Source organism: Micromonospora sp. NPDC053740 (assembly GCF_040677775.1).
Lineage (GTDB): Bacteria > Actinomycetota > Actinomycetes > Mycobacteriales > Micromonosporaceae > Micromonospora > Micromonospora alfalfae.
This window is the reverse complement of the sequence record NZ_JBFASO010000012.1, coordinates 88,250-109,782: the sequence shown is the minus strand read 5'-3', so window position 1 is coordinate 109,782 and position 21,533 is coordinate 88,250. Positions and strand designations below refer to the sequence as shown.

Annotated in this window: 26 protein-coding genes, 2 tRNA genes and 1 pseudogene; 20 read left to right on the top strand and 9 right to left on the bottom strand. The window is 69.4% G+C overall.

All coding sequences use genetic code 11. The features are described 5' to 3' along the window. The first annotated feature begins 213 nt into the window (after positions 1-213). The 4 genes from AB0K35_RS27660 to AB0K35_RS27645 all read left to right on the top strand — a co-directional run bounded on the left by AB0K35_RS27660 (position 214) and on the right by AB0K35_RS27645 (position 1,957). The gene (locus tag AB0K35_RS27660) at positions 214-435 is read left to right on the top strand and encodes a type II toxin-antitoxin system HicA family toxin (protein ID WP_363888827.1); all 222 of its coding nucleotides are present in this window, start codon (positions 214-216) and stop codon (positions 433-435) included. Next, positions 432-944 (top strand): hypothetical protein, encoded by a 513-nt coding sequence (locus AB0K35_RS27655; protein ID WP_363888824.1) that lies wholly within the window; start codon positions 432-434, stop codon positions 942-944. Before AB0K35_RS27660 ends, AB0K35_RS27655 begins: the two co-directional genes overlap by 4 nt. Continuing rightward, complete coding sequence (locus tag AB0K35_RS27650) at positions 941-1,339, top strand: hypothetical protein (RefSeq protein ID WP_363888822.1); 399 nt, start codon at positions 941-943, stop codon at positions 1,337-1,339. The genes AB0K35_RS27655 and AB0K35_RS27650 overlap by 4 nt, the downstream gene beginning before the upstream one ends. Positions 1,340-1,426: 87 nt before the next feature. After that, positions 1,427-1,957: a hypothetical protein gene (locus AB0K35_RS27645; RefSeq protein ID WP_363888819.1), complete on the top strand. Its 531-nt coding sequence runs from the start codon at positions 1,427-1,429 to the stop codon at positions 1,955-1,957. A gap of 120 nt (positions 1,958-2,077) precedes the next feature. Here the strand turns inward: AB0K35_RS27645 and AB0K35_RS27640 are convergent, their stop codons facing one another. Further along, on the bottom strand, positions 2,078-2,281 hold the full coding sequence (locus AB0K35_RS27640) for a hypothetical protein (RefSeq protein ID WP_363888817.1): 204 nt from the start codon (positions 2,279-2,281) through the stop codon (positions 2,078-2,080). Between the two features lie 75 nt (positions 2,282-2,356). On the opposite strand from AB0K35_RS27640, the gene AB0K35_RS27635 reads away from it, so the two are divergent. The 15 genes from AB0K35_RS27635 to AB0K35_RS27565 all read left to right on the top strand — a co-directional run bounded on the left by AB0K35_RS27635 (position 2,357) and on the right by AB0K35_RS27565 (position 9,589). Further along, a complete protein-coding gene (locus AB0K35_RS27635) occupies positions 2,357-2,611 on the top strand; it encodes a hypothetical protein (RefSeq protein ID WP_363888815.1) in 255 nt (84 codons plus the stop codon). A gap of 2 nt (positions 2,612-2,613) precedes the next feature. Then, positions 2,614-3,063: a hypothetical protein gene (locus tag AB0K35_RS27630; protein ID WP_363888812.1), complete on the top strand. Its 450-nt coding sequence runs from the start codon at positions 2,614-2,616 to the stop codon at positions 3,061-3,063. 2 nt (positions 3,064-3,065) lie between these two features. After that, positions 3,066-3,539, top strand: a complete 474-nt coding sequence (locus AB0K35_RS27625) for a hypothetical protein (RefSeq protein WP_363888810.1) — start codon at positions 3,066-3,068, stop codon at positions 3,537-3,539. A gap of 3 nt (positions 3,540-3,542) precedes the next feature. Beyond that, positions 3,543-3,743, top strand: a complete 201-nt coding sequence (locus AB0K35_RS27620; protein ID WP_363888807.1) for a hypothetical protein — start codon at positions 3,543-3,545, stop codon at positions 3,741-3,743. After that, complete coding sequence (locus AB0K35_RS27615) at positions 3,734-4,033, top strand: hypothetical protein (protein ID WP_363888804.1); 300 nt, start codon at positions 3,734-3,736, stop codon at positions 4,031-4,033. The genes AB0K35_RS27620 and AB0K35_RS27615 overlap by 10 nt, the downstream gene beginning before the upstream one ends. Positions 4,034-4,035: 2 nt before the next feature. After that, on the top strand, positions 4,036-4,395 hold the full coding sequence (locus AB0K35_RS27610; RefSeq protein WP_363888802.1) for a hypothetical protein: 360 nt from the start codon (positions 4,036-4,038) through the stop codon (positions 4,393-4,395). Further along, positions 4,392-4,724 carry a hypothetical protein gene (locus AB0K35_RS27605; protein ID WP_363888799.1) on the top strand — a complete coding sequence of 111 codons (333 nt, stop codon included), beginning with the start codon at positions 4,392-4,394 and terminating at the stop codon, positions 4,722-4,724. Before AB0K35_RS27610 ends, AB0K35_RS27605 begins: the two co-directional genes overlap by 4 nt. Before the next feature lie 168 nt (positions 4,725-4,892). Then, on the top strand, positions 4,893-5,294 hold the full coding sequence (locus tag AB0K35_RS27600) for a hypothetical protein (protein ID WP_363888797.1): 402 nt from the start codon (positions 4,893-4,895) through the stop codon (positions 5,292-5,294). Further along, positions 5,291-5,971 carry a hypothetical protein gene (locus tag AB0K35_RS27595; RefSeq protein ID WP_363888794.1) on the top strand — a complete coding sequence of 227 codons (681 nt, stop codon included), beginning with the start codon at positions 5,291-5,293 and terminating at the stop codon, positions 5,969-5,971. Before AB0K35_RS27600 ends, AB0K35_RS27595 begins: the two co-directional genes overlap by 4 nt. A 333-nt stretch (positions 5,972-6,304) precedes the next feature. Next, positions 6,305-6,598, top strand: a complete 294-nt coding sequence (locus AB0K35_RS27590) for a helix-turn-helix transcriptional regulator (protein WP_363888792.1) — start codon at positions 6,305-6,307, stop codon at positions 6,596-6,598. 42 nt (positions 6,599-6,640) lie between these two features. After that, complete coding sequence (locus AB0K35_RS27585; RefSeq protein ID WP_363888789.1) at positions 6,641-6,853, top strand: hypothetical protein; 213 nt, start codon at positions 6,641-6,643, stop codon at positions 6,851-6,853. Then, positions 6,850-7,293, top strand: coding sequence for a hypothetical protein (locus AB0K35_RS27580; RefSeq protein ID WP_363888787.1), 444 nt, complete (start codon positions 6,850-6,852; stop codon positions 7,291-7,293). The genes AB0K35_RS27585 and AB0K35_RS27580 overlap by 4 nt, the downstream gene beginning before the upstream one ends. Positions 7,294-7,340: 47 nt before the next feature. Then, a complete protein-coding gene (locus AB0K35_RS27575; RefSeq protein WP_363888784.1) occupies positions 7,341-7,775 on the top strand; it encodes a winged helix-turn-helix domain-containing protein in 435 nt (144 codons plus the stop codon). Between the two features lie 316 nt (positions 7,776-8,091). Continuing rightward, positions 8,092-8,940, top strand: coding sequence for a hypothetical protein (locus AB0K35_RS27570; protein WP_363888781.1), 849 nt, complete (start codon positions 8,092-8,094; stop codon positions 8,938-8,940). Positions 8,941-9,091: 151 nt separating this feature from the next. Beyond that, positions 9,092-9,589 (top strand): hypothetical protein, encoded by a 498-nt coding sequence (locus AB0K35_RS27565; RefSeq protein WP_363888779.1) that lies wholly within the window; start codon positions 9,092-9,094, stop codon positions 9,587-9,589. Between the two features lie 99 nt (positions 9,590-9,688). On the opposite strand, the gene AB0K35_RS27560 is transcribed toward AB0K35_RS27565, so the two are convergent. The 4 genes and pseudogenes from AB0K35_RS27560 to AB0K35_RS27545 form a co-directional block, all read right to left on the bottom strand. Next, positions 9,689-9,765, bottom strand: a tRNA-Ile gene (locus AB0K35_RS27560). 121 nt (positions 9,766-9,886) lie between these two features. After that, a pseudogene (locus AB0K35_RS27555) lies at positions 9,887-11,125 on the bottom strand (FAD-dependent oxidoreductase). After that, positions 11,115-13,232 carry an MMPL family transporter gene (locus AB0K35_RS27550; protein ID WP_238670331.1) on the bottom strand — a complete coding sequence of 706 codons (2,118 nt, stop codon included), beginning with the start codon at positions 13,230-13,232 and terminating at the stop codon, positions 11,115-11,117. The pseudogene AB0K35_RS27555 and the gene AB0K35_RS27550 overlap by 11 nt, the downstream one beginning before the upstream one ends. A 265-nt stretch (positions 13,233-13,497) precedes the next feature. Beyond that, positions 13,498-13,570 (bottom strand) — tRNA-Asn (locus AB0K35_RS27545). Positions 13,571-13,831: 261 nt separating this feature from the next. On the opposite strand from AB0K35_RS27545, the gene AB0K35_RS27540 reads away from it, so the two are divergent. Continuing rightward, entirely contained in the window at positions 13,832-14,242 is a 411-nt protein-coding gene (locus tag AB0K35_RS27540; RefSeq protein ID WP_238649121.1) for a hypothetical protein, read from the top strand. Between the two features lie 64 nt (positions 14,243-14,306). Here the strand turns inward: AB0K35_RS27540 and AB0K35_RS27535 are convergent, their stop codons facing one another. From AB0K35_RS27535 to AB0K35_RS27520, 4 genes are all read right to left on the bottom strand, one after another. Then, positions 14,307-15,314: a sugar phosphate isomerase/epimerase family protein gene (locus AB0K35_RS27535; protein WP_357815653.1), complete on the bottom strand. Its 1,008-nt coding sequence runs from the start codon at positions 15,312-15,314 to the stop codon at positions 14,307-14,309. Positions 15,315-15,526: 212 nt separating this feature from the next. Further along, entirely contained in the window at positions 15,527-16,030 is a 504-nt protein-coding gene (locus tag AB0K35_RS27530; RefSeq protein ID WP_238670332.1) for an ATP-binding protein, read from the bottom strand. Between the two features lie 262 nt (positions 16,031-16,292). Beyond that, positions 16,293-18,401, bottom strand: a complete 2,109-nt coding sequence (locus AB0K35_RS27525) for a ThuA domain-containing protein (RefSeq protein ID WP_238670333.1) — start codon at positions 18,399-18,401, stop codon at positions 16,293-16,295. A 75-nt stretch (positions 18,402-18,476) separates the two neighbouring features. Next, entirely contained in the window at positions 18,477-21,332 is a 2,856-nt protein-coding gene (locus AB0K35_RS27520) for a PQQ-dependent sugar dehydrogenase (protein WP_363888774.1), read from the bottom strand. Positions 21,333-21,533 lie beyond the last annotated feature (201 nt).

The following is a 21,533-nucleotide window of genomic DNA, read 5'->3' as shown; positions in this document are numbered from 1 at the left end:
GGGGGGGGTAAGTTCTGGTTTGGGGGGGGCGGGTGTGGGGGGGTGGTGGCCCCCCCTGGGGTGGGTGGGCCCCCCCGCGGCCCCGGGCCCCCCCCCCCCCGCGACGGGTTGAGGCCCGGCGATCATTAGGTTGACCAGCGACGATGCAGGCATAACCCGAACAGGTGTCAAGCTGCTTGACAGTTGTCAAGCAGCTTGACTAGGCTGTAAAGTATGAGGGCGCGGGAAGTCAACCAGCGGATCGAAAAGCTAGGCGGCAAAGAAACCCGCCAACGCGGATCACACCGCCGCTACGAGGCATCAACCACCCGCAACGGGGAAACCGTGACCGCCAAAACCACGGTCGCCCAACACTCGGGCGACATACCAAACGGCACCCTACGAGCCATCGAGAAAGATATGGAACCCGTCTTCGGAGAGGGCTGGCTGCGATGAACGAACACGCATACCGGGTCGTCGTCACCCGCGAAGATGGCGCATGGCTCGCCGACGTGCCCGAACTCGAAGGCACCCACACCTACGCCCGCAACATCCCCGGCCTCGATCAGGCCGTCCGCGAAGCCATCGCCCTCACCGAAGACCTCCCCGACGGCGCCGAAGCCACACTGCGGCTCGTCTACGAGTACCACACCGGCGATAAGCGTCTGGACGCCGCAGCCGCCGAACTGCGGGCGCTACGCGACCGGGTCCGCATCGACGAGCAGCGCGTAGCCAAGCAGACGGTTGAGCTGGCGAAAGAGATGGTGTCGCGCCACTCCATGTCGGTGCGCGACGCCGCAGCTCTTATCGGCGTCAAGCCGCAACGCATATCGCAGGTCGCACCGCGGAAGGCAATGCCGCGTGCCAGTGTTCGCAAGGGCGTTCGTACCGCCGGCCAGCGGTCAGTGGTGACGACTTCCACTAAGGCGGAGGCGAGAGAAGCGGGCAAGAGGCATACAGCATGAACGTCCGCGGCTTTGAGGGCTGGCTTGCTGGGGTGCTGGGCGCGCAACCGTGGGCTGAACAGGTGACCCGATGGTCGACGGGCGAGGGCCCGAAACCAGTCGGGTTGACGCTGGCGGGGCGGGTGCACCTGCAACTAGTCGGCGGGGACCAGAAAGCGGCGCCGCTCGACCCCAACGACGCCGGTGTGGTGCCTGCCGTGGAGGCGTCCCCGACTGATCCGGCGGGTTGCGCTGAGGCGATCACCCGCACCGTCGCGGAGGCTGGCATGCCGCGGGTGAAGTCGGCGGAGACGTACGCGGCGTGGGGTGGCAGCACGAAGCCGGGCGGCATGCGGGTGGTGTTCGTGGACGGGTCGGAGCTGTTCGCGTCGATCGTCGACTCGGGCCGCAGATAGCCCCCTGGCCGATCCCCGGGAACTGGCGGCGGCGCGGGCTCGCGTCCACTACGGTCGGACTCCCCCGACCGAGAGGAGCACCGCCCCGTGACTGACTTCAAGGGCGTTCGCGTCTACGCCGCAGGGAAGATCACCAAGAATGGGTGGCGGCACGGCCTGTTCCCTGTCATCGACGACGCCGATTACGAGAACCCCGGCGCCACCCCCTGGCCGACTGACGCACCCATCCGCAGTCTGCCCGGTGCCGTGTACGTGGGCCCGCATTTCATGAGCGACGACCACGGCTGCTACCACGGCGAGAACAGTCACGGCGTGGCCGCAGGCGACATGGCCTGCTCCGTCTACCCCGGCCTGTCCCGGCCTGAGGTGGCCGCCCGCTGCCTGGGTGCGATCCGCTCCGCCACCCACGTGTTCGCGTGGGTTGACGACCCGACCTGCCACGGCACCCTCGTGGAGATCGGTTACGCGCGAGCGTTGGGTAGGCAGGTTCACCTGTACACGCACGGTGGGCGCAAGGAGTTGGATGACTTGTGGTTCGCCGGGCAGATCGCGACGGCCCACGGGTCGGCGGCTTCGGCCAGGGAGGCTTGGGCGGATTTCTGCCTGCGCCTTCGGTAGTTCAGGTGACACGAAGCCCCAACCTCGGTTGAGGTTGGGGCTTCGTCGTGTCCGGGGTCAGGCGGCTCATGTTCGCGAGCGGGTTGGGTGTTGGGCACCCGCCGACCGGATGTCGGGCTGTCAGGTAGGCGACTGCCCGTCTTCGCCTGACTCGTTGACCGCCTCGTCGGCGACGGTGAGTGGAACAACGGCGGCGATGCGCCGCCCTCTGCTGGTGACGTAAGTGACCTTCCCGCCGGCAGCGTCGTAGAGCACGTCGGCTAGGTGCTCACGCGTGTCCCTGACGCTTTTCTCGGTGGCGGTCAACTTAGCCCTCTTTGACATGGCACGGATGTTATCTGTTGGCTATGAGTGTACACTGGTGTACACAAGCGCTGCCAACGATAGCGGGAGGCATCCATGAAGCAGGCACGCGACATGTCCGACGCCGAGATCATCGCCGCGATCGACGGCGACCCTCGGCTTAGCCACATCACCGCCGCCGCCCGGCGCGACCCGGCCACCATCGTGCGTGACCCCGACGTCGACCCGCGTTCATACGAGGCCGCCAAGGCGTCGCACGAGGATCGGGCGGCGTACATGGCGACCATGCCGCAGTCCCGGGGCGCGTTCACGATGCTCAAGGACGCGCTTACCGCGAACAGGGAGGGCTGACCATGACGACCTGGACCGTGATTTCCACCGTCGAACGCCTTGGTGGCCTCGACGACGCCCTCACCGGGCACCCGTTCGCCGCCATCGAAGGCCGCGCCGAGGTCGCCGGGTTCAACATCCACACCGCCGTCATCAACGCCGCCACCACCGACGCCGCGTTCGACGTCGTCCGTGAGGCGTTTCGGATCGCCGGCAACATCGCCCCCAACTGCGACCCCATGCACAGCCCGATCGTCGCCGACCGGTGGACGGTCATTGGCACCGCCACCAACGGTGTCTGCGCCACCCACAACGTGCTCGCTGTCGTTGCCGGTGAGCACACGGTGCACGGCCGGTGCGAGTCGATGCTGTCGCACCGGTGGGAGCGGGTTGTTGACGCGCCGGACGTTCACGCCGCCGAGTCGGCCGGGCACAAGGCTGCGGCCGAGGTGTACGACGAGACGTGGGACTGACCATGGCGGAGTTCCTGCCAACCGGAAGCGACCAGGCGACACGGATCGCCGCGAAGGAAGCGGAACTGGCACGGGCACTGAAAGCGTTCAACGCCGAGTGCGACCGCCCGGTGGGTGGGTCTTCTCGGCGGAAGAGTTTCGGGGTTCGGCTCGACGCGCAGATCAGGCGGGCAGCGCAGCTCGGCGGCGACGTGCAGCGGATTGAGCGGGAGTTGAGTGCCCTGCGCATCCAGGGCGCTCAGAGGCTCGGCCCGGCGGGGCAGCACGATGCGTCAACGCTGGCTGGGGTGCGGTTCGTCCGCACCGATATCGCCTGGTATGAGGTCGTCAAGGTCAACCGGGCGACGGTCAAGGTGAAGGTCCGTCCGGGAATGGACGATCTGATCAAGATCGGGAAGATCCTCGAAGCGCGGGATGCGGACGGCGCGACACTCCCGGCTGACGCGCCTCGCCCGGTCACCCAGGCGAAGGGCTGACCAATGCCGGTGATCAAGAACCGCGCGGCGTTCGCCGAGTACGCCGCACCGGAAGCCGTCGCCGCCCACCTGCGCAAGGCGCAACAGGCTGCCGCCCGAGCGAACGCCGAGGTGCGTTGGCTCGCTGACCTGCTCGCCGAGAAGACCAAGGCCGCCAGTGAGGGCGGCACCCAACCGACGAACGGAGACACCGCATGCCAGTAGTCATCACCGGTGCCAGCGACGACCTGATCGAGGTCGACGGCGACATCCGCGAAGAGTTCACCTACAAGAACGACAACGAAGGCGACCTGCTCGCCTTCTCCGACGGCACCCTCCTGCACGTCGCCTTCGGCCGCTTCGGCGTTTGGCGCATCACGCCCCTAGTGCAGGGCTCCGCGAAGCTGACGATCGTGCAGCAGGCTGACTACGAGGGCACCGACACGGCCACCCTCGACGGCGACGTCCGCTGGGTGGTTCACGGCATCGGCCACGCCAAGCGCAAGGACGCCTGACCGTGGCAACCACCACTGAGGCGGTAGACGAGCGGATCGAGCGAGCCGCCCGCGCCCTCGCCTACTTCGAGGGCTCCGACGCGTTCGACCAGCCGGACACCCCCGACTGCGAGGTTGCGCGGGACGTATACCGGACGCGCGTCGCCGCTCTACTGGCCCGAACCGTTCCGGCATCCCAGCGGGGCGCCCGTCCCCAACCTCCCGCCGTGCGGCCCGACCCGGTCCTCGCGTGGAGCTTCAACCGGCACATCACCGCCGACCAGTTGGCGGCTTTGGCCCCTGGCGAGATCACCGCCTTGTTCGGGGCGCTCAACACCATCGCAGCCGTCACCCAGCACAAGCCAACCGGAGGTACCGCATGACCGACACCATCGCCACCCTCGCCGAGGTGGAAACCGCCATCAACCAGGCTGCCACTGAGGGCCTTCCCCGCCCGACCTGGCAGACCGTCGGCGTCAACCACGGTAACCACGGCCCATTCATCAACCTTGGCCTGAACACCCCAGCCGACGTCGACCGGTGGGCGGCGCACGTCAATGCGACCGTCGGATACGGCGACTGCACGTACACCCCGGCGGTCGGGGCCCCGTTCCACGAGTACGGCACCAACGCCCCCGGCAGTGTGTACGGCCGCTGGCTGGGCCGGACCGTGTACGTGTCGTGTCAGGTGCCCGGACCGCACCCGGCCTGACCGGCGTACCGCCGCGCCGGAACGTGTGTCCGACGCGAGCGGCAGCCGACCAGACCGCCGAGAGGAACTCTGAATGCCTGACTACGCCATCGCCATCCTCATCTTCGCCGTCATGTTCGGTGCGGCGCTGTCCATGCACCTGTACGCCACCCGGCCGAGGCGACGCCGATGAGCAACAACCCGACGTCGCTCATCGAGCAAGCAGCAGCCACACTGCGCCGCCGAGGTGAGGCCGCCGAGGTCGTCCCCGGCGAGCGGTACATGGTTGACAGCAGCGCCGACCACGGCCTGGTCGTCGGCGTGTACAGCCCCGGCGATGTCAACCCTGACGGCAGCGTCAGCACTGGTTGCGCCGCCTACTTCGCCTACCCGGATGGTGCGGACGGCGCTGCCCCCGCCCAGTCCCTTGCGGTGGCCGCGTTGATGGCCGGTGTGGACCCGGTCGCGTCGAAGGCGCTGGCGGACCTGCTCGACGAGTCGGCTGGCGTGTGGGCCAGCCTGCCGAACAGCGTGCGCGGGCTGCTGGTCCGGTTCGCCCAGTCCTACCTACGGACGTCCGAGGCTCGATGACCATCCCCAACGACTTCGGCCCGAACTCCTGCCATTCGTGCTCCCGCCCCGACGTGATCCAACCGGACGGCACCGTCACACCACACAACGTGCTCGGGTTGGCCTCGCCGTGCGACGCACCGCCGAGCATCTACCCGGCCGCCCTGCCCCCGGTGTGGTTGCTTGACGTTGACGGTGTGGTTAACGCCCGCAAACCCGGGTGGGGTGCGGCACCCCGTAAACGTGGCTGCTGGTCCGCGTCCGACGCTTACGAATACGTGATGCGGTGGGCTCCCCCACTGGTCGACCGGATCCGCGACCTGCACAAGTCGGGCACGGTGGAGGTGCGCTGGTGTACCACGTGGTGCCCGGACGCCGACGCGTTGGAGCGGTTGTGGGCGCTGCCCACTCTCGCGCGGGCGTTCACCGAGCACGTCAAGGGTGAGGAGGCGCACGCGTTGAAGGTGGCCGCCGCCCGGCGGGTGCTGGCTTCTGGCCGTCGGCTGGTCTGGACGGACGATGACGTGGTGCCCCTGGACGGGGAGCTGCACGACGAGCTGATTGCCACCGGTCGGGCGCTGCTGATCCGCCCGAAGTCGGCAACCGGGTTGCAGCCCGAACACATGGACACGATCGAAGCGTTCGCCCTCGACATCCCTGGCGACGACGTCATCGGCGCGGCTGGAGGTGCCCGGTGATCGACGCCCGCCACCTGAAGCTCATCGACCGCATGTGGGTCATCCCGCAGCGAATGCGGGCCCGGCGCAAGCCCGAGCCGTGTGCCTGCCCCGGTCCGTATCCACACCCGTTCTGCTGGGTCGTCACCTGCCGGTGCGATCACGGGATCGGTGCGCGGTGACCTGGCAGTGCGCGCGTTGTGGCCGGTTCGTGCCCGCCACGGCTGTGCAGAGCGAAGACCGCATCGACCCGGGCGCTTACTACGGCGTCACGTCCCGGATGTGGGCTGACTGCCCTCGCTGCGGTGAGGTCGACAACCCGCGCCCCGTCATCGGCGCGGCCGGAGGTGCGTGATGCCAAAGAAGAACCCGCCCACAGGCGACCCCATCCTCGACGTCCTGAAAGCCGAACGGGAACGGCGGTGCTGGTCCCAGCAAGACCTGGCTCGGGCGATCGGACGCCAGACGTACCAGACCGTGTGGCAGTGGGAGAACGGCAGCAACGAGCCGAAGCTATCCAACCTGCGCGATTGGGCGGCGGCGCTCGGATACGACGTGACCCTGACCGCTCGCTCTGCCGAAACGCCCACCGCTGTGTGCGGCGCGGTCGCGGTGGCTGCACCACCTGACCCGAAACCTCCCATTTAACGACGTCCACAGAGACCAAGACGATCACGACAGGAGAGACCCATGGAACGAGAGCTGACGGAGCGCGACGAGAGAGACATCCGCGCCACTGCCCGACGCGACTTCACCCGCGAGGTCTGCGCACTCCTGAACTTCTGGGAGCCGACCGCTCGTGACGCTCTGGCGTCGGACGAGGAGCGGGACATCTACAACGACGAGGTCGAGGCGATGGTCGACAAGCTGGGGCGCTGCGGGTCGCAGGTGACCCACCCGTGACTGACCTCGTCGTGCGGTCCGTGCCGGGTGACCAGATCGCCCGGCCGTGGACGGTGCACACGTCGTGGCGGGCGAATGGCAACCTCCGCGCCGACAACCTGACCGAAAGCCACCCCGACTGGCCGACCGCCCGGCGCGCCGGCCTGCAATACGCCTGCCTCGCCGGGATCCGCTACGTCACCGTCACCGACCCCGACGACGTGGTGGCCGGCGACTACGACCGGTACACCAACCGGTGGCGTGAATACGCCCTCCAAGTCGGGGCGTGCACCGGCGAAAGTGAACCCGACGGGGTGCCGTGCGACGGTCAGCTGTACGCCAAACCCAGCGACGTGCAAATGCGCTGCCCTCGCTGCGGTGGTTGGACCGGCTACCGGGCGCACGGCATGCGGCAACCGTTCGAGGCGAGCAACACTGCAAGCAGGGCCAACTTGTACTGACATGCCCGGCCGGTGCCCCACCAGGCGGTTAACACACAATCGCCCGCGTGGGCACGTGGGAGCCGCCAGACATCAGCTCAGCAGAGCTGGCGGCGGTACTCCGCGACCAAATCCTTACCGGGCAACTCGCCCCCGGCGCACCCATCCCCTCCGACCGATGGTTGCAGGAAACCCACGGGGTGAGCCGCAACCTTGTCCGCCGGGCCATCAGCATCCTCCGTGGTGAAGGACTGGTCGTCACACGGCAGGCGCAAACTACGAGGGTGAGGCCGGTTCACCGGAAGCAGCCGATCGACCTGGCCGGTGTGGTGCGGGTCGAAACGCGTATGCCCACGGCCCCGGAGCGGCAACGGTTGGATGATGTGTTGCCGGGCGGCCTGAATGAGGGTGTCCCCGTGTTTGTGGTGTTCCGGGCGGGTGTGGACACGCCGGAGTTGCTGCCTGGGGATCGTTGGTTGTTGCCGGGGCCGGCACAGGCTTAAGCGACGTTAACGAGAGTTCCGCCTGCTGGGATATGCATTCGCGGAACCTTTTCGCCATGTGCATGTCAGCACATGTGGAAGTTGCCCGCTGCGTCGATTAGGGCACTATCGACTACTCACAGCCGCAACATCAACTACTCAAAGTCCGTGGTCAAAGGTGGCACGACCCCCGAACAGCCGTCAACCGTTCGGACCACACTTAAGGGATCTTTAAGGCAAAGACACACCCAGACACCGGATAGTTACCGACGCAACAACCCTGAGAACGTGAACGACACGTCACACGTACCACCGGAGCCCCTGGGGAGGGACCCACATGAACCAGCAGCACAGTCGCAGGCCACCACCACGCCTCCTGCTGCTCGCTGGCCTCACTGTCGGAGCCGGCGTCGGCCTGGCGCTCGCCGCCGGCAGCCCCGCCCACGCCTCCGACCAACCCGACCCCACACACCGCATCGCAGGTGTTGTTCGCGCCGCCACAGACGCGCCCGCGCGACTCACCGAACCCGCGACGCGCAAGCCCGCCGACCGGCCTCGCCCCGTCCGCGACCTCACCGCACACACCCGCCGCGCCGTGGACCAAACCGTTGCGGACACCAGCCGAGCCGTCAGGCACGTCACCGACACGCTCGATGAGGCCACCCGGCCTGTGCCCGTGGTGGGCCGCACCGTGGACACCGTCACCGACATCGCCGACCGGGTTGTCGACACCACCACCGCCGTTGCCGCCCGCCCGGAGCCCGCCAACACGGACGTGGCACCGCCCGGCGTCGACCACGAGCCCACCGGTGTCACACCGCCCGCCGCCGGCACCCCGCAGACTGCGCCCGAGCCGGCACCACCCGGTCCCCCCACACTCGGTGGCGTCAGCTCGGGCGCACCCACCACCCAGCACCCGACCGCCGGGCACCACCGCGAATCGCAACCCCGCACACAGCCTGCCGCGGCTCACACCCGCGAACGCCCCACGGTGACCATTCCCGACGGGCCGCAAGCCAGCGACGGGTGCAGCACCACCCACCGCCTCGGCGACACCACCCGCACCCTCGACTACGTCACCACCGGCAGCGGTTGGGCCGCCCCACCACCACCCGGGCTACCGGCCCACGGTCACCCCGAGCACCACGACGGGCGGACCCAATCACCGTCCCCGCCGCCCGGCTGACACGGCGCTTCACCCCTGGCATCCGTGCACCCTCACCGTGCACGGAGGCAACCGCCGCACGCCACCGATCGGCGTCACGGCGGGGAGACGCGCACCCGTTCACCGCGCAGTCTCCGATCCCTCCCCCGATCACGATCGGAGCCACATCACCATGTGCACCGCAACCATGCCCCACCCGGAAGACAGCCAGGACCTGCGCCGCGCCCAGTACGAGCACGACGAGATTGAGGCGCTTATCCGTGCCCGCCGAGACACCCGCGTGCCGTTCGTGTACGCCATGACCGCCGCGACCATGGGGTCCGCCGCCCTGCTGTTGTGGGGTGTCATCGGGGCTGTTGCGATTAGCAGCCCTGCCGCCCCGCAAACCCGAGCGTTCTCGGCGGTGGTCGCGTTCTCGGCAGTGCTGGGTGTGGCGGCGTGCGTGTCCGCGTTCGTGTACGTGTCCGAGCGCGCGGACCGGCGGCGGGCCGCCGAGTCGGACCGCATCCGCGACTACCAGGACAACCGGCAGGTGCGGGTGATCCGCGAGGCGATCGGCGTGTTCTTGAACGACGGAGACGCGGCGGCTCGGGACTTCATGGCGGAGACGCAGCAGATCGTCAACGGCCGTGGGGGCGACGTCCGACAGTTTCGGCGCCCCGGTAGATGAGCGATGAGGACACGCCCGGCGGGGTGCTGAAGTGGGGGCCGTGCCCCCAGCGTGCCCCCAGCAAATTCCGTGTCCTCGATCAACTTCCCGTGTTTGTGCTGGTGGGGCGGGCGGGGCTCGAACCCGCGACCGAGGGATTATGAGTCCCCTGCTCTAACCGGCTGAGCTACCGCCCCGAACACCGCGCCGGATCTTATCCCGCTCGGCGGTCAGCGGCCAGCATCGAGCCGGCCGGTGCCCACGCCTGCGCCAGCACGATGGGCTACAGGAATATAACAGCGCGCTCGGGTAGGCCTGTCAGCCGGCGCGCAGCTCGTCCAGCACCGCGCCGGCTGCGCGCCAGCCGCTGGTGAGGGCGCCCTGGATCGATGGGCTGTCCCGGTGGTCACCGGCGACGAACAGGCCCTCGCCCAGCGCCACCGGCTTGCGCAGCCGTCCCTGCGGGGGCGGCGCGGCGGGTAGCGCCTCGGGGATTGCCACTGTGGTGAGGTGGGTCCAGCCTGCGGTGGAGCGGCCGTACAGCCGGGTCAACTCGGCCCGGATGGTCGGCTCGGGTGGGGCGGTCGGGCCGACCACCGAGGTGGCGATCAGGTGCCGTCCGGCGGGCGCGTACGTCGCGGCGGCGTTGCTGAGCACCACGGTGTTGGCGACGAGTTCGCGTCGGTTGCCGTCGACGAGCAGGATCGGCTCGGTGAGGGGCGGCTCGGGCGCGCTGTGGTACTAGGTGGTGTAGCTGTGCATGCGTACCGTCGCCAGGGCCGGCAGCAGCGCGGCTGCGGCCGGCGGGTCGACGGCGACCACGACGGCCCGGCAGCTGATGTCGCCGGCCTGGGTGCGGACCCGGCCCGGGGTGACCTCCGCGACCGGGGTGTCCAGGTCGAGCAGGTCGGCGGGCAGTGGCGCGGCGATGGCCCGGGGCAGCGCGGCCATTCCTTCGGCGGGCAGGCCGATCCGGCCGCGGGCGAAGGAGCGCAGCACCATCGCCAGCACGTGACTGGAGGTGGAGAGTTCCCGGTCGATGAACACACCGGACAGGAACGGTCGCAGCAGTTCCTCGATGATGGCGTCGGAGAGGCCGGCGCGGCGCAGCGCTGTCTCGGTGCTGGTCTCCGGCGCGGCGAGGAGCCGGGTCGCGGGGAGGGTGGCGCAGCCGGTGGCGAGCGCGGCGAAGCGCAGCCGGTCGAGCAGGGAGCCGACGTCGGCGAGCGCGGTGCCGGGCCCACCGGTCGGTTCGCGCAGCGGGTTGACCAGCCGCAGCAGCTTGTCACCCTTGCGGACCAGCACGCCGGAGGTGAAGTAGCCGAGGTTGAGCTGGTCGGTGTCGAGCAGCGTGCCGAGCCGGGGGTAGGCGGTGTTGAGCACCTGGAAGCCCCGGTCGATGAGGTGACCGTCGACCACGTCGGTGGCGACCCGGCCGCCGAGCCGACCCTCGGCCTCCACCAGCCGCCAGGGCACGCCGGCGCGGTGCAGCCGGCGGGCGGCGGCGAGGCCGGCCAGGCCGCCGCCGACGATGACCACATCGGTTTCAGCCAGCACCGCGCGCCTCCCGCTCACCGTTCGCCCGGGACAACCGGCCCGGCCACCAGATCTTCGGCCCGATGTCGTACGCGAGTGCGGGCACCAGCAGCGACCGGACGATGATGGTGTCGATCAGTACCCCGATCGCGACCGCCGTACCCAGCTCGACGAGGATCACCAGTGGCAGGACGGCGAGGGCGGAGAACGTCGCGGCGAGCACGATGCCGGCGGAGGTGATCACCCCGCCGGTGACGGCGAGGCCGGCGAGTACACCGGCGCGGGTGCCGCGCTTCACCGACTCCTCGCGGACGCGACTCATCAGGAAGATGTTGTAGTCGATGCCGAGCGCGACAAGGAAGACGAACGCGAACAGCGGGAACGACGAGTCCACGCCGGGGAAGTCGAAGACGTGGCGGAACAGCAGCGCGCAGAGGCCGAGGGTCGCCGCGAAGCTGAGCAGCACTGTGGCGATCAGCAGCAGCGGGGCGAGCAGCGCGCGCAGCAGCAGGGCCAGGATGACCGCGATGACCACCAGCACCACCGGGATGATGACGTTCTGGTCGCGCTTCGCGGCGTCCGAGGTGTCCACGTTGATAGCGGTGAAGCCGCCGACCACAGCGTCCGCGCCGGGCACCTGGTGTACGGCCACCCGCAGCTCCCGGATGGTTCGTTCGGCGCCGTCGCTGTCGGGTGGGTCGGCCAGGGTCGCCTCCAGTTGCACCCGCCCGTCGACGACCTTCGGGGCGGCGTTCTCCTCGGGTGGGCCGGTCTGCGGGCCGGTGGTGAGGGGGCGGACGTCGGCGACGCCGGGCACGTCGGTCGCCACCTGGGCGACCTGTCGGGCGGTCTGCTCGGTGGTGAAGATGGTGGCCGGGCTGCCGGTGCCGGCCGGGTAGTGCCGGGAGATCACCTCCTGACCGTCGACCGAGTCGGTGCGCTGGGTGAACAGGTCGGACTGGCCGAGCGTGGTGGCGCCGAGCTGGGTGAGGCCGAGGGTCAGTAGGGCCAGCACGACGGCGGTGGTCAGCCAGATCGGGCGGGCGTGCCGGGCCACGAAGCCGGCGACCCGGCTCCAGATGCCGTGTTCGGCTCGCGGGTCGGCCTGGTCGGCTCGGGGCCGTCGGGGCCAGAACGCCCACCGCCCGCCGAGCACCAGCAGCGCGGGTAGGAAGGTGAGCATCACCAGCAGGGTGGCGGCGATGCCGATGGCGGCGACCGGGCCGAGCGCCCGGTTGGAGTTGAGGCTGGACAGCAGCAGACAGAGCAGGCTGACGATGACGGTGCCGCCGGAGGCGATGATCGCTGGCGCGGCGCCCTTCCAGGCGGTCTTCATGGCGTCCCACGGGCGGTCGTGCCGGTGCAGCTCCTCCCGGTAGCGCGCGATCAGCAGCAGTGCGTAGTCGGTGCCGGCGCCGAAGACCAGCACTGTGAGGATGCCCTGGGCCTGCCCGTTGAGTTTGACCACGTCCGCGTCGGCGAGCAGGTAGACGAAGACCGAGGCGAGGGCGTACGACATCCCGGCGGCGAGCAGCGGGAAGATCCAGAGGACCGGGCTGCGGTAGACGATCAGCAGGATGACCAGCACCACTCCCAGGGTGACCAGCAGCAGTGGTCCGTCGATGGCGGAGAAGACCTCGATCAGGTCGGCGAGCAGGCCGGCCGGGCCGGAGACGTCCACTGTGAGGCCGTCCCGGTCACCGCCGGTGATGTCGCGCAGTTGCTCGACGACGGTGCCGATCTCCTCGCCCTCGGCGTCGTCGACGGGTACGACGACCTGGAGTGCCTGGCCGTCGTCGCTCGGGATGGGCGGGGGCAGTGGGGTGACCACGCCGGGGATCTGGGCGAACCGGGCGGCGTCGGCGCTCGCCCGTTGCCGGTCCGCGTCGGTGATCCCGGAGGGCCGTTCGTAGACGACCAGAGCCGGGATGGTCTGCCGGTCGACGAAGTCGCCGGCGAGATCCTGGGCGCGGGTCGCCTCGGCGTCGGTGGGCAGGAAGGCAGCATTGTCGTTGGTGGCGACCTCGCTGAGGCGCCCCGCGTACGGGCCGGAGACGCCGCCGATCACCAGCCAGGCCAGCACGACCGCCACCGCGATCAGCGTGGCCTTGCCGCCTCGTCCGGACATCCGCACTCGCTCCAAGGATCGACGCGTCAGTCGACGCACTCTGAACGCGACTCAACATCGCCCATCCTGCCGCCGAAACCTCCCGAGACAGTGCGAATCCGGCATCCCGCCCGGGTCGATCATGGAGTTGTGGTGGGGGATGAAGGGCGCAGAACAGCACGCAACCGGCACCACAACTCCATGATCGACCCGGGAGTTGGGGTGGGGGTGGGGTGGGTATGACGAACGCCCGCCGGCTTCAGGCCGACGGGCGTTCGTGGGGAAGCTCCCCCGATTGGACTCGAACCAATAACCTGCCGGTTAACAGCCGGCTGCTCTGCCAATTGAGCTACAGGGGATCGTGCTCCGCGCGACCTCGGATCTCCCCGACGCCGTGCGACGGGACAAGAGTACAGGACATTCCCCGGTGATGGTCCAGTGGGTTCCCTCCCCGCCGTCGCATTGACAATCGGGGTAAATCGCCATCCCGGCACAACCATGCTTGAGCGGAGAGCAGGATGGGTAGTTAGCTGCGGACAGAGGACGCAGGCGCGAACAGGTCGCCTTCCGACGGGGCAACTCGCCGGGGTGACGGCGCGTCAGGTACGGAAGGAGCCGCCATGCGCGGAAAGATCATGTTTCTTGGCGGGCTGGCTGCGGGATTCGTCCTGGGCGCCCGTGCCGGCCGGGAGAAGTACGAAGAGCTAGTGGTCCGAGGCCGCAAGGTGCTCGACCACCCGACCGTCCAGGAGGCGGCCGGGGTCGCGCAGGCCCAGGCCAACAAGCTCTACAGCGAGGGTAAGGACAAGCTCGGCCAGACCAAACTGGGCGAGAAGCTGGGCAACGGCAACGGCAACGGCAGCACCGGCAAGCAGGAGCTGACCGCCGCCGACGACGCGTTCGCCGGCACGCCCGCCACGGTGGGCGCCAAGGCGGGCACCAGCACGGTCGGCACGACCTCCGGGTCGCCGTCGTCCACGAACCCCCGCACCAAGCCGTCCGGCTCGGGCACGAACGCCAGCACGCTCTGACCAACCGCACGTCGACGGGCCGGTCGCCGCAGGGCGACCGGCCCGTGGTCTGTCCGACGTGCGGTCAGTCCTTGCTGCTGAACGCCGCGTCGAAGGCGGCGCTCGGGGCGTCGAAGGCGAGCCGGCGGACGAACTGCAACGCCTCCGGGGCGCCGACCAGCCGGTCCATTCCGGCGTCTTCCCACTCGACCGAGATCGGGCCGGTGTAGCCGATCGCGTTCAACGCGCGGAAGCAGTCCTCCCAGGGCACGTCGCCGTGGCCGGTGGAGACGAAGTCCCAACCGCGCCGCAGGTCGGCCCAGGGAAGGTGCGAGGCGAGCCGGCCACGCCGGCCATCGCCGGTACGCACCTTCGCGTCCTTGCAGTCCACGTGGTAGATCCGGTCGGCGAAGTCGAAGATGAAGTTCACCGGGTCCAGCTCCTGCCACACGAAGTGCGACGGGTCCCAGTTCAGCCCGAACGCGGGCCGGTTGCCGATCGCCTCCAGCGTCCGCTTCGTCGTCCAGTAGTCGTACGCGATCTCACTGGGGTGCACCTCGTGCGCGAAACGCACTCCCACCTCGTCGAACACGTCGAGGATGGGGTTCCACCGGTCGGCGAAGTCCTGGTAGCCGCGCTCGATCATCGACGGCGGCACCGGCGGGAACATCGCGAGGGTGTGCCAGATCGACGAACCGGTGAAGCCGACGACCGTCTTCACCCCGAGCTTCGCCGCTGCCCGCGCGGTGTCCTTGATCTCCTCGGCGGCCCGCTGACGAACCCCCTCGGGCTCCCCGTCGCCCCAGATGCGGGCGGGCAGGATGTCCTGGTGCCGCTCGTCGATCGGGTGGTCGCAGACCGCCTGACCAACCAGGTGGTTGGAGATCGTGAAGACCTCAAGGTTGTGCTTCGCGAGGGTCTCCCGCTTGCGCTCGACGTACGAGTCGTCGGCGAGCGCCTTGTCGACCTCGAAGTGGTCGCCCCAGCAGGCGATCTCCAGACCGTCGTAGCCCCACTCGGAGGCGAGCCGGCAGACCTCCTCGAACGGAAGATCGGCCCACTGGCCGGTGAAGAGCGTGATGGGTCGCGCCATTGTCCTTCTCCCCTGTTGTGATGGGGATTCCTTGTGCGGACCGGGGCGAGGGTGACCGGACGTGCGTGGCACCCGAACGGTCACCGGTGGGTGCGGAACACACCTGAGCCCGGCGGGTTGCGCCTCCCACCGGGTCACCGGCCACCAGCACGGTCGCCGACCCCCACCCTATTTCCGCAGTGCCCCATCGGGGAAGCCCCGCGGTCGGCCGATCATCCGATCATTTCCTCGGGCGCGGGCAGGACAGCCCGTACGGTGAAGCCGCCGCCGGCGCGCGGGCCGGCCGAGAACGTGCCGCCGAGCCGCTCGGCGCGCCTGCGTACCCCGACCAGACCCCGACCGGCGCCCTGGGTGCCGCCGCCGGACGGAGCGGGACCGGCGCCCTCGTCGCGAACCTCGATGGTGATGCCCGCGGCGTCGTAGCGCAGGCGGACCCCGACCGGCGCGCCCGGCGCGTGCCGGCACGCGTTGGTCAGCGCTTCCTCGATGATCCGGTACGCCACCACGTCGACCGGGCCGGGCAGCGGCCGGGGTTGCCCGGCCATCTTCCACCGCACCGGTTGACCGGCGGTGAAGCCCTCCACCAGCGCGTCGAGACGGTTCAGGCTGGGTGCCGGCTGGGACGGGTCGTCGGGCTCGTCGGCCCGGCGCAGCGCGTCACCCAGCCGGTGCCCGTGCGCCAAAACCATCCCGCGCCACTGCGCGAACCGCCCCATGCAGGTCAAGGTACGGCAGCCGGCTGTGAGTCGGTCCGCGGGTGTCCGCGGGTGTCCGCGGGTCGGCGGACGAATCAGTGCGAGCGTGATGCCTCTGAATCATCAAGATGACTCAGAGGCATCACGCTCGTGAGGGACACCGCTTGCTGACCCGCGTCGTCGCGACGGCCGCCGGGGCACGCCGGCCGGGCTTCGTCGGCACTCGGGCCGGGTGCCGGGAGGGGCCGACGACGTGAGCGTCGACCCCTCCAGCACTAGTCGGTCAGGGCAGGGTCCACTTCTGGTTGGCCGCGTTGAGGCAGGTCCAGAGGTGCACGACGGTGCTGTCGGCGGAGTTGTTGCCGGAGACGTCCAGGCACTTGCCCGACGACGGGTTGCGCAGGGTGCCGTCGGACGCGGCGGCCCAGTTCTGTGCGCCACTGCCGTTGCAGGTCCAGAGCTGGATCTTGGTGCCGTCGGCGGTGCCGCTGCCGTTGACGTCCAGGCACTTGCCGAGCGCCTTGATCGTCGAGTTCGGCGTCACGGTCCAGGTCTGCGCCGTGCTGCCGTTGCAGGTGTAGAGCTGGATCTGGGTGCCGTCGGCGGTGCCGGCGTTGCGCACGTCCAGGCACTTGCCGGCGAGACCCTTGATCGGGCCGACACCGGTGCCCCCGCCGGTGCCCTTGACCAGGGTGAAGTCGTCCAGGTCGAAGAGCCCAGTGCCGCTACCGGTGAAGGTGAGGTAGAGGTTCTGGGTGCTGGACGGGACGTTTGACAGCGCCGTGGAGACGTTGGCGAAGGTCGTCCAACTGCCGGTGTTGGGCACCGCGACGGTGCCGAGCACCGGGCCGGTGGCCGAACCGGTGCGCACCTGGATGGCGCCACCCGCGCCACCGGAGACGACCCGGGCCGTGAACGAGGTGACCCCGGCCAGGTTGACCCCGTTGTACGCGGCCCAGTCGCCCGGGTCGATGTAGCCGACGGTCTGCCCACCGTTGGCGCCCGCCTTGGTGAACGCGGAGACACCGTTGGCCGAGCTGAACGCTTCGGCCTGGATCGTGCCGGTGGGCGGCGGCGTGGTGCCCAGCTCCTTGATCCGGATGTTGCGGAAGGAGGCGTCGTCACCGGTGCCGTGGTTCTGGATGCCGATGTGACCGGCCAACGAACGGACCGGGTTGGTGTTGGTGAAGTCGTTGATCTTCACCCCGTTGAGGAAGATCTGTAGCCGCTCGCCCTCGACCAGCAGCTCGTACGTGTTCCACTCCCCCGGCGCGTTCAGCGCCGCGTCGCGGGCGGCGATGTCGGCGGACTTGTAGGTGTAGACCGCGCCGGTGGTGCGGTCGGCCGCGTCGGTGGCGTCGATCTGGATCTCGTAACCGTTGTCCACCGCCGACCACGGGTCACTCGACGGTGGGAACCCGATGAAGATGCCGGAGTTGTCGTCACCGGCCAGCTTCCAGTCCAGCTTCAGCGAGTAGTTGGTGAACTGCTTGGCGTTGTACCAGTACAGCCCCATGCCGCCGACCGAGGTCAGGGTGGCGTCGGTGTTGGTGAAGCTGCCCGGGCCGGCCTGTGACCAGCCGGCCGTCGAGCCGTTGAACAGCGGGGTGTAGCCGGTCTCGGGCCGGCAGTCGGCCTTGCTCCGACCGGAGGCGTACCGGATGCCGCCGAGCAGGTGGTTCCGGAACCCGGACTCCGCGTACGACGCCTGGGTGTGCCCCGCGCCGGTGTAGAAGGACCGGCCACCGCTGTAGCTCTTGCACCAGCTCAGCGGGTGGTCGGCGCCCATCCCGCCGCCGGAGTACGACGACTCGTCCAGGGTGGCCAGCACGTGGGCGCTCGACCGGGCGTTGGTGCGGTAGTTGTACCACTCGTCGGTGCGGGTCCAGGTCTGCGGCAGGTGCCCGGTGGCCGCGTGGCCCCGGTCCTCCACCTTCATGTTGGCCTGCTGGATCGCGGGGTGCGAGGCGAACCACGCCCCCACGAGGTTGCCGTAGAACGGCCAGTCGTACTCGGTGTCGGCTGCGGCGTGCACACCCACGTATCCGCGGCCGGAGCCGATGTACGACTCGAAGGCGGTCTGCTGGCTGGCGTTGAGCACGTCGCCGGTGGTGTTGAGGAAGACGACCGCCTCGTACTGGTTGAGGTTGCTCGTGGTGAACGCGGCGGCGTCCTCGGTCGCGGTGACCGTGAAGTTGTTCGCTGCGCCCAGGTCGCGGATGGTCTGGATGCCGACCGGGATCGCGTCGTGCCGGAAACCGGCGGTCTTGGAGAAGACCAGCACGTCGTACGGGGCGTCGGCGGCGCTGGCCGGGGTGGCCGGGGTGGTACAGGCGATGACGGCGAGTGCGGCCATGGCCGCACCGAGGACGGGTCGCAGGCGTCTGCGCATATCGCTCTCCTAATTGCGGTTAGGAGGGGCCCCTCGCATCACACTAGGCGTTGTCGAAGGGCCCCTCCCGCCAGCTCAGGGCAGGGTCCACTTTTGGTTGGCGGCGGCGGTGCAGGTCCAGAGATGGACCACCGTGCTGTCAGCGGAGCTGTTGCCGGAGACGTCGAGGCACTTGCCCGACGACGTGTTGCGGAGCGTGCCGTCGGCTTGGGCCGCCCAGTTCTGGGCGGCGGTCCCGTTGCAGGTCCAGAGCTGGATCTTGGTGCCGTCGGCGGTGGCACCACCCGACACGTCCAGGCACTTGCCCAACGACTTGATCGTGGAGTTGGGGGTGACCGCCCAGGTCTGCGCGGCACTGCCGTTGCAGGTGTAGATCTGGATCTGCGTGCCGTCGGCGGTGGCGGCGTTGCGCACGTCCAGGCACTTGCCGCCGAGGCCCTTGATCGCCCCGGCCCCACCGGCCGGGGGCGTCCCGGTGACGAAGGTGAAGGCGTCCAGGTCGTAGAGCGCGCCGGTGCCCGACCCGGCGAAGGTCAGGTAGAGCGTGGTCGTGCCGGTCGGCGGGTTGCTGATCGTCCCGCTGACCGTGGTGAAGGTCTCCCAGCCGCCGGTCACCGGCACCGTGGCCGAGCCGAGCACCGTGCCGGTGGCCGAACCGGCCCGGACCTGGAGGGTGCCACCGGCGCCCGCCGAGGAGACCCGGGCGTTGAACGAGGTCACGTTGCCCAGCCGGTACGGCTGGAACGCGATCCAGTCGCCGTTGTTGATGTCGCCGACGGTCTTGCCGCCCTCGGCCGGGGTCTTGCTGAACACGTTGATCCCCGACGAGGTGCCGTAGAACTCGGCCTGGCGGTGCCGGGGCGGCAGCGTGTGCTGGGTGTGCGTGGTCAGCCCACCGGCGTCGGTGTACTCCGCGTCGAAGATCGCGAAGATGTTCGCCGCGTCGTCGTGCTCACCGTCGACCGGGATGGTGATCGAGCCCGAGCAGCCGGTCTTCGAGGTGATCTGGTGCCCGTGCTGGTCGTGGCCGAGCACGTAGGTCATCTTGACCTTCGTGCAGTCGATGGTGCCGTCCTCCGGGTCGGTCACCGTGATGCTGTACGCCACGGTGTCCCCGAAGCCGAACAGCTGACCGTTGCCCGGGTTGTTGATCGTGACCGTGGGCGCGGTGTTGCCGACGCTGATCTGCACGCTGCTGCTGCCGGTGGCGCCCTGCGGGTCCCGCACGGTCAGCGTGGCGGTGTAGGTGCCGTTGGCGCTGTAGGTCTTCGTCGGGTTGGCGGCGGTCGAGGTGGTCCCGTCACCGAACGCCCACGCGTAGGTCAACGTGCCGCCCTCGGGGTCGGACGAGCCGGCCGAGGAGAAGGTCACAGCGAGCGGGGCGGCGCCGGAGGTGCGGTTGGCGCTGGCCTTCGCGGTGGGCGCCCGGTTGCCGCCGCCGACGTAGTCGAAGCGGTAGAGCGCCGAGTTGGCGTCACCGTTGAAGTAGCCGGTGCCGTAGTCGAGCACGTAGTACGCGCCGTCCGGGCCGAACGCCGAGTCCATCACCTGCTTGCCGACCCAGGGGAAGGTGTCGATGGCGCCCCGGGAGCCATCGGAGTTGACGTGGATCGGCTTGATCCAGCCCCGGCCGAACTCGGTGGCGAAGAACTGCCCGTCGAACGACTGCGGGAACTTGGTGGTGGAGGTCGACGAGGCGTTGTACCGGTAGACCGGGCCGCCCATCGGCGACTCGGAGCCGCCGCCGAACTCGGTCGGGGTGCCGGCGTCGCCGGCGTACCGGATCCAGGCCGGCTGGGCCGGCGGCAGGGTGGTCAGGCCGGTGTTGCGGAACGAGTTGTTGGTCGGCCCGCCGGTGCAGTTGTACTTCGCGCCGCTGGCGCTGGTCGCGAAGTCGAACTCGTTGTACGTCTCGGTGCTGGTGTTGGTGCCGGTGCAGTACGGCCAGCCGTAGTTGCCCGGTGCCGCGACCCTGTTGAACTCCACCTGGCCGGACGGCCCGCGGGTGGAGCTGGTGGAGCCGGCGTCCGGCCCGTAGTCACCGACGTAGACCACCCCGGTGGCCTTGTCCACGCTGATCCGGAACGGGTTGCGGAACCCCATCGCGTAGATCTCCGGCCGGGTCTTGGCCGTGCCGGGGGCGAACAGGTTGCCCGACGGGATGGAGTACGTGCCGTTGGCGTTCACCTTGATCCGCAGGATCTTGCCGCGCAGGTCGTTGGTGTTGCCGGCGCTGCGCTGCGCGTCGTACGCGGGGTTGCGGTTGGTCCGCTCGTCCAGCGGCGAGTAGCCGGACGACTCGAACGGGTTGGTGTCGTCGCCGGTGGACAGGTAGAGGTTGCCGGCGGCGTCGAAGTCGATGTCCCCACCGACGTGGCAGCACACGCCCCGGCTGGCCGGGACGTCGAGCACGTCGACCTTGCTGGACTGGTTGAGCGTGAAGTCCGCGTTGAGGGTGAACCGGGAGAGCCGGTTGACGCCGTTCCAGGCCGAGAAGTCGGTGCCGGTGGCCGGCGCGTCGCCGCCGGGGGTGGAGAGCGGCGGGGCGTAGTAGAGGTAGATGTAGCGGTTGCTGGCGAAGCCCGGGTCGACCCCGACGCCCTGCAACCCCTCCTCGTCGTGCGAGTAGACCGACAGGGTGCCGACCACGGAGGTGGTGCCGTTGGCGTCGGTGCGGCGCAGGGTGCCGTTGCGGGCGGTGTGCAGGACCGAGCGGTCCGGCAGCACCGCCAGCGACATCGGCTCACCCATGTCGGTCACGCCACGAGCCAGCTCGACCTGCTGGAAGTCGCTGGCGACGATCGTGTGTGCCTGGGCGGGGGCCGAGCCGGCGGCGAAGGTGACCGTGCCGGCGGCGACCGCCAGCAGCAGCGCGGATCCGGCGGAGAACCATCGTCGGGACCGTTGTCTGGGAGCGTCCTTCATGGACATCTGTGCTGTCCCTTCCTGACGTGTGAATGCCAGGCCGGGCGCGCGCCGTCGCGCCGGATGCCGTAGCGGTGAGGGGGGTCGATGGGTTACCGCGCCGCCGGTTCACCTCGACGAAACATTGTCGTGTTGGTCACGACACTAAGTCGCACGTGTCGATGTGTCCATACCTTCCGGCGGTTCAGCATCAACTTTTGTCGATTT